Origin of the sequence: Frigoribacterium sp. PhB116, assembly GCF_004364285.1 — a bacterium.
Classification (GTDB): Bacteria; Actinomycetota; Actinomycetes; order Actinomycetales; family Microbacteriaceae; genus Frigoribacterium.
Map to the genome: position 1 here is coordinate 54,172 of NZ_SOBE01000006.1, position 13,449 is coordinate 67,620.

At 72.3% G+C, this 13,449-nt stretch carries 12 protein-coding genes; 6 read left to right on the forward strand and 6 right to left on the reverse strand.

What is annotated here, in order from left to right; all coding sequences use genetic code 11:
• Positions 1–9 precede the first annotated feature (9 nt).
• Positions 10–771, forward strand: coding sequence for a GntR family transcriptional regulator (locus EDF20_RS14925; RefSeq protein ID WP_123548861.1), 762 nt, complete (start codon positions 10–12; stop codon positions 769–771).
• Between the two features lie 19 nt (positions 772–790).
• On the opposite strand, the gene iolD is transcribed toward EDF20_RS14925, so the two are convergent.
• Positions 791–2,668, reverse strand: a complete 1,878-nt coding sequence (gene iolD / locus EDF20_RS14930) for a 3D-(3,5/4)-trihydroxycyclohexane-1,2-dione acylhydrolase (decyclizing) (protein ID WP_133739231.1) — start codon at positions 2,666–2,668, stop codon at positions 791–793.
• Between the two features lie 6 nt (positions 2,669–2,674).
• On the opposite strand from iolD, the gene EDF20_RS15810 reads away from it, so the two are divergent.
• On the forward strand, positions 2,675–2,815 hold the full coding sequence (locus EDF20_RS15810) for a hypothetical protein (RefSeq protein WP_166644845.1): 141 nt from the start codon (positions 2,675–2,677) through the stop codon (positions 2,813–2,815).
• On the opposite strand, the gene iolB is transcribed toward EDF20_RS15810, so the two are convergent.
• From iolB to iolC, 4 genes are read right to left on the reverse strand one after another with little or no spacing between them, the layout of a single operon-like run.
• Entirely contained in the window at positions 2,797–3,714 is a 918-nt protein-coding gene (gene iolB, locus EDF20_RS14935) for a 5-deoxy-glucuronate isomerase (protein ID WP_133739232.1), read from the reverse strand. The two genes, EDF20_RS15810 and iolB, sit on opposite strands and share 19 nt — an antisense overlap.
• 35 nt (positions 3,715–3,749) lie before the next feature.
• Positions 3,750–5,279, reverse strand: coding sequence for a CoA-acylating methylmalonate-semialdehyde dehydrogenase (locus EDF20_RS14940; RefSeq protein ID WP_133739233.1), 1,530 nt, complete (start codon positions 5,277–5,279; stop codon positions 3,750–3,752).
• Between the two features lie 26 nt (positions 5,280–5,305).
• Entirely contained in the window at positions 5,306–6,226 is a 921-nt protein-coding gene (locus EDF20_RS14945) for a deoxyribose-phosphate aldolase (RefSeq protein ID WP_133739234.1), read from the reverse strand.
• Positions 6,213–7,199, reverse strand: coding sequence for a 5-dehydro-2-deoxygluconokinase (gene iolC / locus EDF20_RS14950; protein WP_133739235.1), 987 nt, complete (start codon positions 7,197–7,199; stop codon positions 6,213–6,215). The genes EDF20_RS14945 and iolC overlap by 14 nt, the downstream gene beginning before the upstream one ends.
• Before the next feature lie 150 nt (positions 7,200–7,349).
• Between iolC and EDF20_RS14955 the strand changes: the two genes are divergently transcribed.
• The 4 genes from EDF20_RS14955 (at position 7,350) to EDF20_RS14970 (ending at position 11,203) form a co-directional block, all read left to right on the forward strand.
• Positions 7,350–7,781 (forward strand): hypothetical protein, encoded by a 432-nt coding sequence (locus EDF20_RS14955; protein WP_133739236.1) that lies wholly within the window; start codon positions 7,350–7,352, stop codon positions 7,779–7,781.
• Positions 7,782–7,951: 170 nt separating this feature from the next.
• Complete coding sequence (locus EDF20_RS14960; RefSeq protein ID WP_133739237.1) at positions 7,952–9,163, forward strand: DUF4232 domain-containing protein; 1,212 nt, start codon at positions 7,952–7,954, stop codon at positions 9,161–9,163.
• Between the two features lie 104 nt (positions 9,164–9,267).
• Positions 9,268–9,516: a DUF4287 domain-containing protein gene (locus tag EDF20_RS14965; RefSeq protein ID WP_133739238.1), complete on the forward strand. Its 249-nt coding sequence runs from the start codon at positions 9,268–9,270 to the stop codon at positions 9,514–9,516.
• A 220-nt stretch (positions 9,517–9,736) separates the two neighbouring features.
• The gene (locus EDF20_RS14970; protein WP_133739239.1) at positions 9,737–11,203 is read left to right on the forward strand and encodes a hypothetical protein; all 1,467 of its coding nucleotides are present in this window, start codon (positions 9,737–9,739) and stop codon (positions 11,201–11,203) included.
• 76 nt (positions 11,204–11,279) lie between these two features.
• On the opposite strand, the gene EDF20_RS14975 is transcribed toward EDF20_RS14970, so the two are convergent.
• On the reverse strand, positions 11,280–13,181 hold the full coding sequence (locus EDF20_RS14975; protein WP_133739240.1) for an ABC transporter ATP-binding protein: 1,902 nt from the start codon (positions 13,179–13,181) through the stop codon (positions 11,280–11,282).
• Positions 13,182–13,449 lie beyond the last annotated feature (268 nt).

Genomic DNA, 13,449 nt, shown 5'->3' on the forward strand with positions numbered 1-13,449 from the left:
GCGGACATGATGCCTCAGGACGAGCAGCTGCTGCCCCCCGACTTCTTCCTCGGGCTCGATCGCTCCGGCCCGGTGCCGCTCTACTACCAGGTGTCGAACCTCCTCGAGGAGGCCATCCACGACGAGACGCTGCCCGCCGGCGCCCGGCTCGAGAACGAGGTGGCGCTGAGCGCGCGGCTCGGGCTCTCGCGCCCGACCATCCGTCGGGCGATCCAGGAGCTGGTGGACAAGGGCCTGCTCGTGCGTCGCCGCGGCATCGGCACCCAGGTCGTCCACGGCCGCGTCACCCGCAACGTCGAGCTGACGAGCCTCTACGAGGACCTGGAGCGGACGGGCCAGAAGCCCGAGACGCAGCTGCTCTCGTCGTCCGTCGAGGGCGCCGACGAGAAGACGGCCGAGGCGCTCGGCGTCGAGGTCGACAGCCCCGTCCTGCACCTCGCACGGATGCGCTCCGCCGACGGCGTGCCCCTGGCCGTGCTCGACAACGTGCTGCCCGAGCCGTTCGTCGACCTCGACATGGAGTCGCTCGAGAAGCACGGGCTCTACCAGCTGCTCCGCGGCCGCGGGGTGACGATGCGCGTCGCGAAGCAGCGCATCGGTGCCCGCTCGGCCACCGCCTCCGAGGCTCGCCTGCTCGACCTGCCCAAGAGCGCGGCTGTGCTGACCATGGGACGCACCGCCTTCGACAACTCCGGGCGCGCGGTCGAGCACGGTCAGCACTGCTACCGGCCTGACCTGTACTCGTTCGAGATCACTCTCGTCGAGCGCTGACCTGCGCTGACCCGCGGCGTCAGCCCAGCAGCGGGCGGCGGGCCGCCGAGCGCGTGACGTACTCGTCGTGCGCGCGCTGCGTGCTGGCCATGGTCGACACCTCGGCGACCGGCACGTCCCACCAGCCCTCGCCGCCGGGCGCGTAGAGCAGCGGGTCGCTCTCGACGTGGATCAGCGTCGCGGTGTCGGACGCCTTCGCGGCCGTCACGGCCCTGCGCAGGTCGGCGACCGCCTCCGGCCCGGCCTGGATCTCGATGGTCTCGACGCCGTAGCTGCGGGCGTTCGCGGCCAGGTCGACGGGCAGGGTCGCGCCGCTCCCGTCGCGGTACCGAGTGCCGTATCGCTCCGAGCCGACCGTCTCGGAGAGGTGCCCGATCGACGCGTAGCCGTGGTTCTGGATCAGCACGACGATGATCTTGACGCCCTCGGCCACGGCCGTGACGAGCTCGGTGTGCAGCATCAGGTACGAGCCGTCGCCGACCATGACGATCACGTCGCGGTCCGGCGCCGCACGCCGGACGCCGAGGCCGCCGGCGATCTCGTAGCCCATGCACGAGAAGGCGTACTCGACGTGGTAACCGAGGGCGTCGCGAACCCGCCAGAGCTTGTGCAGGTCGCCCGGCAGCGAGCCGGCGGCCTGCACGACGACGTCGCGGGGGTCGGAGGCGGACTGCACGGCACCGATGATCTCCGCCTGACCCGGCAGGGCCAGTCCTGAGGGCTCGAAGGCGCGGTCGACGACGGCGTCCCAGCCGGCCTTCTCGGCGGCCGCCCGCTCGACCCACGCGGCCGGCGCGCGCCAGTCGGCGAGCTCGGCGCGCAGGGCGTCGATCGCCTCGCGGGCATCCGCGATCACCGGCAGCTGAGTGCCGTGCTTGTACGCGTCGAACGACGCCACGTTGACGTTGACGAACTGCACGCCGTCGGCCTGGAACGCGGTCCGGCTGGCGGTGGTGAAGTCCGAGTACCGGGTGCCGATGCCGATCACCACGTCGGCCTCGGCGGCGAGGCGGTTCGCGGCGGTGCTGCCGGTCGCTCCGACGGCGCCGAGGTACCCCTGCTGGTCCCAGACCAGCGAGCCGCCGCCGGCTTGGGTGGTGCCGACCGGGATGCCGGTCAGCTCGACGAGGGCGCGCAACGACTCCTCGGCACCCGAGTAGAGGACCCCGCCGCCCGCGACGATCACCGGCGACTTCGCGGCACGGATCGCGGCGACCGCCCGCTCGAGCGGGCCGCGCTCGGGCACGGGACGGCGCACGTGCCACTCGCGCGGCGCGAGGAACTCGACGGGCACGTCGAGCGCCTCCGCCTGCACGTCCTCGGGCAGGGCGATCGTGACCGCTCCCGTCTCGGCCGGGTCGGTCAGCACGCGCATCGCGGCCAGCGCGATCGAGAAGAGCTTCTCGGGGCGGTCGACCCGGTCGAAGAACCGCGACAGCGGCCGGAACGCGTCGGTGACCTGCACGCTCGTGTCGTGCGGCAGCTCGAGCTGCTGCAGCACGGGGTCGGCGACGCGGGTCGCGAACGTGTCGCTCGGCAGCAGCAGGGCAGGCAGCCGGTTCGCGGTCGCCAGCGCGGCGCCGGTGAGCATGTTGGCGGCCCCCGGACCGACGGAGGCGGTGCTCGCGAAGGTGCCCCGCCTCCTGGTCATCCGCGCGTAGCCGACGGCCTGGTGCACCATCGCCTGCTCGTTCCGGGCCTGGTGGTACGGCATCAGGCCCGGCTGGTCGACCTCGAGCTGGTGCAGCGCCTGGCCGATTCCTGCGACGTTGCCGTGGCCGAAGATGCCGAACGTGCCGGCGACGGTGCGCTCGCGGTGGTCGCCGTCGACCGTCCACTGGTTCGCGAGGAACTCGATCAGCGCCTGCGCGACCGTCATCCGCCTGGTGGTGCCCATGTCGTCGTGTCCTGTCGTCGTGGCTTCGTCGCCGTGAGTGGTCGTCGTGCTGGTGCTGGTGGTGCGCTGCTGGTCGTGCAGGTGCTGCGGGTGCTGCGGGTGCTGCGGGTGCTCGTGCTGGTCGCGCGTCAGGCTCGACGCTCGTAGGGGAGGCGCGGGTCGACGTCCTGCCCCTCCCACGTCCCTCTGATCCAGCCGTGGGCCGGGTCGTCCGAGATGTGCCAGACCCGCTCGGGGTCAGGCCCCGCCATGACGTTCAGGTAGTAGAGGTCGTAGCCGGGGGCCGCGACGCAAGGGCCGTGCCAGCCGTGCGGCAGCAGGGCCACGTCGCCGGTGCGCACCTCGGCGAGCACGTCGATCTCGCCGGCCGGCGACGAGTAGGCGCGGACGAAGCCGAACGGATCGGCCTCGGGCGGCGCCTCGAGGCCCCGCTCGACCGCGGTCTCGAAGTAGTAGATCTCCTCGAGCCGCGACTCCTGCCCGGCCTGCAGCTCGTCGTGCTTGTGCGGCGGCCAGCTCGACCAGTTCTCGGCAGGCGTGACCACCTCGCAGACGATGAACCGACCGGCGTCGAGCGCCTGGGGCGTCCCGAAGTTGTGCACCTGGCGGCTGGAGCGACCTGCGCCGCGCAGCTCGACCGGCACCTCGTCGCGCCGGACGTGCCGACTGGGGTGCACCTCCTCGGTGGGCGCCTCGGCCACGGCCACGCGTCCCTCCCCCGCGATCGTCGCCGAGGCGCCGGTCGACAGGTAGAGGACGTCGGTCGGGCCGTCGAAGACCGAGGGCCGTCCCTCCAGCTGCGTGGTCTCGTGCTGTCCGGGCTCGAGGTCCCCCGAGCCCTGGTGCCGGACGGTGAACGACCCCGACAGCGGGACGACGAGGCGCTCGACGCCTGCCGCGGGCAGCGTGAGCTCGCCGCCGGGCACGAGCTCGGCGACGCGCAGACCCGTGTGCTGCCAGCCGTCGATCCCGTCGTCGACGACGGACTCCCACTCGCCGCGGGCCAGGGCGCCCCTCGGGAACACCGTCTCGTTCTGCGTGGTCATGCCGCGCCTCCTCGTGCTGTCTCGGTCCTGGCGGCTCAGTTCTGCGGGAACCCGAGGTCGACGCCGCCGTGCGACGGGTCGAGCCAGCGCGAGGTGATCGCCTTCTGCTGGGTGAAGAACCGGACGCCCTCGGCACCGTGGGCCTTCGTGTCGCCGAAGAGCGAGTCCTTCCAGCCGCCGAACGAGAACGTCGCGACGGGCACCGGGATCGGCACGTTGATGCCGATCATCCCGACCTGCACCTCGTTCTGGAAGCGCCGCGCCGCACCTCCGTCGTTCGTGAAGATCGCCGTGCCGTTGCCGAACGCGCCGTCGTTGATCAGGGCGACGCCGTCCTCGTAGGAGGCGACGCGCACGATCGAGAGGACCGGTCCGAAGATCTCCTCCGTGTAGGCCCGCGACGTGGTGGGGACCTTGTCGAGCAGGGTCGGTCCGAGCCAGAAGCCCGCGGCGTCGCCGTCGACATCGATGCCGCGGCCGTCGATGACGACCTCGGCGCCGTCCTCCTCGGCGATCGCGATGTAGGAGGCGACCTTGTCGCGGTGCTGCTCGGTCACCAGGGGGCCCATGTCGCAGCCGCGACGACCGTCGCCGATGCGCAGCTTCGCCGCACGGTCCTTGATCTTGACGATCAGCTCGTCGGCGACGGGCTCGACCGCGACGACGACGGAGATCGCCATGCAGCGCTCGCCCGCCGAGCCGAAGCCGGCGTTGATGGCGGAGTCGGCGACGAGGTCGAGGTCGGCGTCGGGCAGCACGAGCATGTGGTTCTTCGCGCCGCCGAGGGCCTGCACGCGCTTGTGGTTGGCCGTGCCCGTCTCGGAGACGTACCGGGCGATCGGGGTGGAGCCGACGAACGAGACGGCGCGGACGTGCGGGTGCGTGAGCAGCCCGTCGACGGCCTGCTTGTCGCCGTTCAGCACCGAGAAGACGCCGTCGGGCAGCCCGGCCTCGGACCAGAGGGCAGCGAGCCAGAGCGCGGCGGAGGGATCCTTCTCGGACGGCTTCAGGATGACGGTGTTGCCGGCGGCGATGGCGATGGGGAAGAACCACATCGGCACCATCGCGGGGAAGTTGAAGGGCGAGATGACGCCGACGACGCCCAGCGGCTGCTTCGTCGAGTAGACGTCGACGCCGGTCGACACCTGCTCGGAGTACTCGCCCTTGAGGTGGTGCGCGAGGCCGGTCGCGAACTCGACGACCTCCTGGCCGCGGGTGATCTCGCCGAGCGCGTCGGAGACGACCTTGCCGTGCTCGGAGGTGATGATCTCGGCGAGCTCGCCCTTCTTCGCCTCGAGCAGCTCGCGGAACCGGAAGAGGATCTGCTGGCGCTTGGCGAGCGAGAGATCACGCCAGGCGGGGAACGCGGCCTGGGCCGAGGCGATCGCCGCGGCGATCTCAGCGTCGTCAGCGAGGGCGACGTGCTTCGTCACGACGCCGAGCGCCGGGTCGTAGACGGGGGCCGTGCGGCCGGAGGTCGACGGCGACTCGCGGCCGTCGATCCAGTGCGGGACGACGGGCAGGTCGGCGGCGGTGTCGGCAGCGTTCGTCAGGGTGTCAGACATGGTCCTGCTTCTCTTCTCGGGAGGGATCAGCCGTGCACGAGCGCGGCGGCGGTGTCGACCGCGGCGACCACGTCGCCGTCGGCCGGGTACAGCAGGGTGCGGCCGACGACGAGGCCGCGGACGCCGGGCAGGCCGAGCGCGGCTTCCCACGACGCGTAGGTCTCGTCGGGGCGGCCGGAGGGATCGCCGCCGAGGAGGAGGGTCGGCAGCGTCGTCGACGCCATCACCCGCTCCATCTCGGGCACGACGGGGAGCTTGAGCCACGACCAGGCGGACGTGGCACCGAGGCCCGAGGCGATGGCGACGGACGTGACGACCGCCTCCGGCGTGAGGTCGTTCTCGACGGCGCCGTCGACCCAGCGGCTCACGAACGGCTCGAGCATGATCGGCACCTGTGCCGCCGCGGCGGCGTCGACGGCGCGGGCGGTCGACTCGAGGGTGGCCGCGGTCGCGGCGTCGCCGAGGTTGATCCTGATCAGCAGCTTGGCGAAGTCGATGCCCGACGCGACGATGCTCGGCACGTCGTAGCCGGTGAACCGGTCGTCCATCTCGAACGAGGCGCCCTTGAGGCCGCCGCGGTTCATCGAGCCGACCACGACCTTGCCCTCGAGGGCGCCGAGCAGGGCGAGGTCCTCGATGACGTCGGGCGTGCCGAGCACGCCGTCGACGCCCGGTCGCGAGAGGGCGGTGACGAGGCGGGTGAGCATCTCGTAGCGGTCGGCCATCGCCGCGGGGTCGTCGCGGACGCCGAGCGCCCCACGGGCCGGGTGGTCGGCGGCGACGATGAAGAGGCGGCCGTCGTCGGCGAGCAGCGACCGGCGAGCGCGGTCGCGCACCCGGGGCAGCACGGTCTGCGGGGCGAAGGTGCGGGCGTGGCGCAGCGCCTCGAAGTCGAGGGAGGCGGCGGCGAGGCCGGGGCTGGTGGTGGTGACCTCAGGCGTCGACATGGGCGATGCTCCTCACGATCTCGTCGACCTCGGCGGTCGAGGGCATGGCGGTCGAGCACTCGCGGCGGCTGGCGACGATCGCGCCGGCGACGTTGGCGAAGCGGAGGACGTCCCGCAGCGACCAGTCCTCTTGCAGAAGCCCGTGGCAGAGCGCACCGCCGAAGCCGTCGCCCGCGCCGAGGCCGTTGACGACCTCGACGAAGTGGGGCGGCACCTCCACGGTCTCGTCGCGGGTCTTCGCGAGCACGCCGCGCGGGCCCTGCTTCACGATCGCCAGGTCGAGACCGCGGTCGAGCAGCGCGTCGGCGGCACGGTGCGGGTCGGTCTCGCCGACGGCGATCTCGCACTCCTCGCGGTTGCCGACGGCCACGCTGACGTGCTCGAGGGCCAGCGACACCTCGCGCCGGGCGTCGTCGGGCGACGACCAGAACATGGGCCGGTAGTCGAGGTCGAGGATCGTGAGCGGCGTGCGTCCGCGAGCCTCCCAGGCAGCGTGGTGAGCCGTCCGGCTCGGGTCCTCGGAGAGGCCGGTGACGGTGGCCCAGAAGATGCGGGCGTCGGTGATCGCGTCGAGGTCGAGCTCGTCGGCGTTCACGACCATGTCGGGAGCCTTGGGCGCCCGGTAGAAGTAGAGGGGGAAGTCGTCGGGCGGGAAGATCTCGCAGAACGTGACCGGGGTGTTGAGGTCGGGCACCGTGCGGACGAAGCGGGTCGAGACCCCGAGGCGCTCGAGCTCGCCCGAGACGAAGCGGCCGAAGGGGTCGTCGCCGGTGCGGGTGATGATCGCGGTCCGGAGGCCGTGCCGGGCGGCGGCGACGGTCACGTTGGCGGCACTGCCGCCGAGGTACTTGCCGAACGTCTCGACCTGCTCGAGACCGACGCCGTCCTGCAGCGGGTAGAGATCGACGCCCGAGCGTCCGATGGTGACGAGGTCGAGGGGCGCGGACGTCGCGGAGGTGGTGGTGTCGGTCATACGTCGCTGTACACCTTGCTGATCGTGGAGTCGGGCCCGCCCTGTCGCGGCCCTCATGTGCTTACATATGAACATAGCGCACGACCGTCGAGAAGTCACGGCCGCCCGTAGAGTCGAGTGACCCACACGTCCCACCACGACGGGAGCGACATGGCACTCCGCATCACCTCGGCCACGTCGAAGGTCGGCATCGTCCTGGTGGCGGTCATCCTCGGCTTCGCCCTCGGGTTCTTCGCGATGTCCCTGCTCGGCCCCACGGCCGGGGCCCTCACGCTCCTGGCCGTCACCGTCGCCACGGTCGTCTTCTGCGGGCGCACCTTCCGAGCGGACGGCGAGCCGACCGCCCCTCCTCGTCCGGCGTGGCGCCTCACCGGCGGGACGACCTCGAGCATCGTGATGGCGGGGTTCTTCGTCCTCCAGGGGCTGAGCACGGTCCTCGCCCTCGCCGCCGGCGACGACGGAGCCGCCGTCGCGGTCGTCTCGGCGCTGGTCTACGCAGCACTCGCCGCGGCCTCCGTCCTGTCGGCCGTCACGCAGCGGGCAGGCCGGCTTCGAGCGCAGCATCCTGGCAGCGTCGGCTGAGGCTGCCTGCAGGCCGTCGAACGACCGACACGTCCTTCGTCGAGCATGACGCCCTCGACCCGACCCGACTCGACCTGACTCGACCCGACCCGACCCGGCCCGGCCCGACTCGACCCGCGATGCTCCCCCCGGTGGATGATGCCGACGTGCCGACGTGATGGACTCGTCTCATGACCGATGGTGACGCCCGGCTTCCCCCGCACACGTCCCGACCCGGCGCCGTGAGGACAGCAGCGACGGGCGCGGCGCTGTGGCTCGTGAGCGGAGGCCTGGCCGTCGCCGTCAGCTGGAGCGGACTGCTCCCGGCCAGCGTCGGCGCGGTCCTGCCCGCGACCATCCCGTTCTCGCCCGGGGTGCGCCCCTGGGCTTGGGGCGTGGGCACGACGCTGCTGGCCGCAGCCGTCGTCTTCCTCGTCGCGCGCCTCCTCGTCCCGCTCGCCGGTCGGGTCGACGACCGCACCGCGCGGTTCGCGCTCGCCTGGTTCGCGCTCGTCCTGGCAGGAGGCTCGGCCGGCCTCGCCCTGGACCTCGCGACGATCGTGGGCGCGCTCCCGGCACCGCGCCTCCGCATGCTCCTCGACGGCCTGGGCACGGACGCGACCGTCGGCGCCTGGTGGGGAGTGGTGCAGGGCTGGCTGCCTGCCCTGCTCGTCCGGCGGCACGCGACGGGCACGGCCACATCGCCTTCCGGGCCCGACGACCGGACGACCCCTCCGACGGGCTCCGCCGCCCGTCGGCGGCAGGCGGTCCTCGTCACGACCGCCGTCGTCGCGGCCGCTGCGGTCGTCGCCACCGGCGCGCTCGGGCAGCGTGCGGCACGCGTCGTGTCCGCGCAGGAGGCGGCGGTCGCCGAGGGCGCGGACCCCGGCCTGGGCGCCCTCCCCGACCCGTACGCCGAGGGCACGCCCGTCCCGACGCTGGATCCCGACCGTGATCCGGACCGCGACCCGTCGTGGTGCACCCGGGACCAGGCCATGCTGCTGCTCGGGGAGACCGGCGCGGCGACGGGTCACCGCAGCCAGACGCTGCGGCTGACGAACTTCACGGATGCCGCGTGCGTCGTCGAGGGCTATCCCGACGTCGCGTTCGCCGACCAGAACGGCAACGAGCTCGCGGTCACCGTCGAGCAGGGCGCGTCGTTCCTCGCGGAGGACCCGGGCTACGACCAGTTCGAGCTGCCCGCCGGGGCCTCGGCCGTCACGACACTGGGCTGGGACGCGGGCGCCACCTCCGGCGCCCTCGTCGCGAGGACCCTCTTCGCGGCGCCCTTCCCGACCGACGCACGCGGCTCGTGGCCCGTCGAGCTCGACGTCGTCGAGGGGTCGGTCGTGCACGTGACCGCGTGGGCGCTCGAGACCGGTGGGCAGGGCGCGACGCCCTGACGCGGTCTCGTTCCGAGCATCCCGTCGCGTCCTGGCGAGACGGGGTGCTCGGAACGAGACGGAACACGACGGACTCGGCGAGTCCGCCCGCTACCCTCTGAGCCATGACCGGAGACCGTGTCCTCGCGCCCGAGCCGCCCGCCGACGGGTCGAAGCTGAAGGGCCCCGCGTCGTACTTCCCGAGCATCGAGAAGACCTACGGGCGTCCGATCCAGGAGTGGCTCGATCTCGTGAACGAGCGGCTCGACCAAGACGCCCACATGCAGGTCGTCGCGTGGTTGAAGTCCGAGCACGGCATGGGCCACGGCCACGCGAACGCGATCGTCGCCTACGTGCGAGCCGCCCGCGCCTGACCGGGACACCGCCCTGTCGCCGCAGCGCGGAACCTGACACGACCCGGAGATGATCTTTCCTCGATCGAGCGGATGACATCCGGCAACAGGTTGGTAACGCGGCGCCCGGAGAGACGAACCGGCTCGTACGGTAGGCCACAGGGCCCCACGACCACCTGGTCACCGGGCTCGTCGGGGGCGAGCACGAGGCTCGCGTCGATCATCCGTACAAGGGGGAACCATGAAGAGATCCGTGCTCACCGCACTGGTCCTGCCGTCCGTCGTCGCCGTGATGCTGGGGGGGACGGCACTGTCCGCGCCGATGGCGTCGGCGGCGCCGGTCTCGAGCTCGACCGCGGCAGCAGTGCCCGACGACGGAGGCGCGGCGGCCGACCCGACGTCTGCTCCCGTTCCCGACGCGGCAGCCCAGGCGGCCGAGGCCGCACCGGCCCCGGTCGAGTCCGCGCCCGCCGAGGTGCCTGTCGAGGCAGAGCCTGCCGAGTCCGGACCGGTCGAGTCCGCTCCGATCGACGCTCCCGCGGCCGACGACGCATCGGCCCCGGCCCCCGCCCCTGCCCCTGCCCCCGGCACGGACGAGGCGGTCGGCATCGCCGCCGCCACCGAGCCCGGCACCGTGACCATCGCGGGCACGACCGAGTTCGGCGACCTCCAGACCGCCGTCACCGACGGCTGGCCCGACGGCACGACCTTCACCTACCAGTGGACCCGTGACGGCGCGGCGATCGAGGGCGCGACCGCCGCGACGTACACCCTCGTCCGAGCGGACATCGGTCGCGTCGTCGAGGTCGCCGTCACCGGCACGGGCCCGGGCGTCGACGACGAGCCGACGACCGTCGTGAGCGAGCGTCGCGTCGCCGCGGGCGTCGCCCCCGCCTTCACCGCACAGCCCGGCACCGACCTCACGGTCGTCGCGGGCGAGCCGTTCTCGTTCACGTGGGAGGCCTCGGGCGATCCTGCGCCCAGCATCGAGATCGTCGCCGCCCCCAGCACGCTCGTCGCGACCCTGCCCGAGGGCGCCACGGTGACCCAGGCTCCTGGCTCCCTCACGATCTCGGGGACCAGCACCTCCTCCGGCTTCTTCTCCTTCGGCGTGACGCCCCTGAACATGGTGGGCATCGGCGAGCTCCTCGTCGTCGACCTCGAGGTCGCACCTGCTGCGCCGGCGGGCATCCTCGTCACGGTCGGCACGACTGCGAACGTCATCGGGGTGGACCAGCAGTTCGCCCGCGCCTCCTCTCTCGACGGCAGCAGCAGCACGCTGAGCCTCGACGACGGCGCCGGGGCCGACGCGAGCGCTTATGTCGTCGACCGGTTCGAGAACCCGATCCCGTTCGAGGACTACGCCGACGAGACCGTGCGCACCACCGTGACCACGAACGGACCGCGCGACGTCATCGGCCTCGCCCCGAGCGGATTCCCCATGGTGACCTTCAACGGGCCCGGGTCGCGGAACATGGCAGTCTCGCTCGCCGGCTTCACGGCGTCGATCTCGGTCGAGGTGCGGAGCACCGCCGCCGTCGTGCCGGCAGCGTCCGGCACGACGCCGGTCGCCACTGCGGGCAACCTCGCCTACACCGGCAGCGCGCCCGCTGACGGCCTCTTCGCCCTCGCCGCCGGCCTCCTGGCCGCCGGTGCCGCCCTGACGGTCGTGCGCCTCCGCGTCCGCCGCAGCCGCGTCCAGCACTGACCACCGACGACGGGCCCGTCGCCCTCCCCCTGCGGGAGGGCGGCGGGCCCGTCGGCGTTCCGTGGCCTGCGCGGTCCTACGGCCGGACCGCCGCCTCCTCGTCGGGCGCGACGTCCTTCTGCACGGCGAACTGGGTGCGGTGCAGCTCCTCGTAGCGGCCGGCCGCGGCGAGCAGCTCGTCGTGCGTGCCGCGCTCGACGATGGAGCCGTCCTCGACCACGAGGATCAGGTCCGCGCTGCGGATCGTGGAGAGGCGGTGGGCGATCACCATCGCCGTCCGCCCCTCGAGCGCCTCGCTCAGCGCTGCCTGCACGGCGGCCTCCGACGTCGAGTCGAGCGCCGCGGTCGCCTCGTCGAGGATGACGACGCGAGGCTGGGCGAGCAGGAGGCGCGCGATCGTCATCCGCTGACGCTCGCCTCCTGAGAGGCGGTAGCCCCGCTCCCCCACCATCGTGTCGAGCTGGTCCGGCAGCGAGCGGAGCAGAGGCTCGAGCCGCGCACGACGGACGGCGTCCCACACCTCGTCCTCGGTCGCCTCCGGCCTGGCCAGGCGCAGGTTGCTGAGGATGGTCTCGTGGAACAGGTGGCCGTCCTGCGTCACCATGCCCAGGGTGTGACGCATGGAGGCGAAGGTCACGTCGCGCACGTCGGCGCCGGCGAGGCGCACGGCACCGCTGTCGACGTCGTACAGGCGCGAGAGCAGCTGGGCGATCGTGGACTTGCCCGCACCCGACGTGCCCACGAGCGCGACGGTCTGTCCCGGCTCGATGCGGAACGAGACGCCGTGCAGCACCTCCTCGCCGCCGCGGGTGTCGAGGGTCGAGACCTCCTCCAAGGAGGCGAGCGAGACCTTGTCCGCGGACGGGTACGCGAACCGGACGTCGTCGAACTCGACGCTCACCGGACCCTCGGGGACGGAGGAGGCGGCCGGCTTCTCCTGGATCAGCGGCTTGAGGTCGAGCACCTCGAAGACGCGCTCGAAGCTGACGACGGCGCTCATGATCTCGACGCGGGCGCTCGCGAGGCCGGTCAGCGGCACGTAGAGACGGGTGAGGAGGAGCGCCAGGGTGACGACCTCGCCGGTGTCGAGCTGGCCGGCGAGGGCGAGGAAGCCGCCGAGGCCGTAGACGAGAGCGAGGGCCAGGGCGGAGACGAGCGTCAACGCGGTGACGAAGACGAACTGCAGCAGGGCACTGCGGACCCCGATGTCTCGGACACGGGCGGCGCGCACCCGGAACTCCTCCGCCTCCTCGTCGGGACGGCCGAAGAGCTTGACGAGGGTGGCGCCCGGGGCCGAGAAGCGCTCGGTCATCTGGGTGCTCATCGCGGAGTTGTGGTCGGCGGCCTCGCGGCGCAGGGCGGCGAGGCGGCTGCCCATGCGGCGTGCGGGGATCAGGAAGATCGGCAGCATGATGACGGCGAGCACTGTCACCAGCCAGGAGGTGCTGAGCATGACGATGAGGGTGAGGATCAGTGCGACGACGTTGGTGACGACGCCGGAGAGCGTGCCGCTGAAGGCCTGTTGGGCGCCGATGACGTCGTTGTTGAGGCGGCTGACGAGGGCGCCCGTGCGGGTGCGGGTGAAGAACGCGATCGGCATCTTCTGGACGTGGTTGAAGACCGCGGTGCGGAGGTCGAGGATGACGCCTTCGCCGATCCGCGCCGAGTACCAGCGGGTGATGAGCGACACGACGGCGTCGGCGACGGCCACGGCGGCGATGAGGACGGCGAGCCGGACGATCATCGAGACCTCGCCTTTCGCGACGATGACGTCGACCACGCGGCCGGCCAGCACCGGGGTCGCGACGGCGAGGAACGCCCCCACGACGGAGAGCGCGATGAAGACGACGAGCTTCGCCCGGTAGGGCACGGCGAACGTCATGATCCGCTTGACGGACTCGCGCGAGATGCCGTGCTTGCCGTCCCTCGCGGACGAGATCTTGTAGAGCGAGCTCCAGGCCGCGCCTTCCATGCTCATGGGTGGTTCCTTCCGTGGGGTGCAGGCCCGACGTCTGCGGCGGGCCGCCCCGGGGTCGCGGTTCTCCCCCTGGGCGGCGAGGGGGGCACCACGAGTCAACTCGGGTGGGGGTGGATGTGTGGGCGGTGGTCGCGATCCGGCCAATGAGAACCGCCGCACACACCACTTGCACTTGCACTTGCACTTGCACTTGCACTTGCACTTGCACTTGCACTTGCACTTGCACTTGCGCCTAGCACCTCACCGCCAGACGGGCATTCAAGGCATG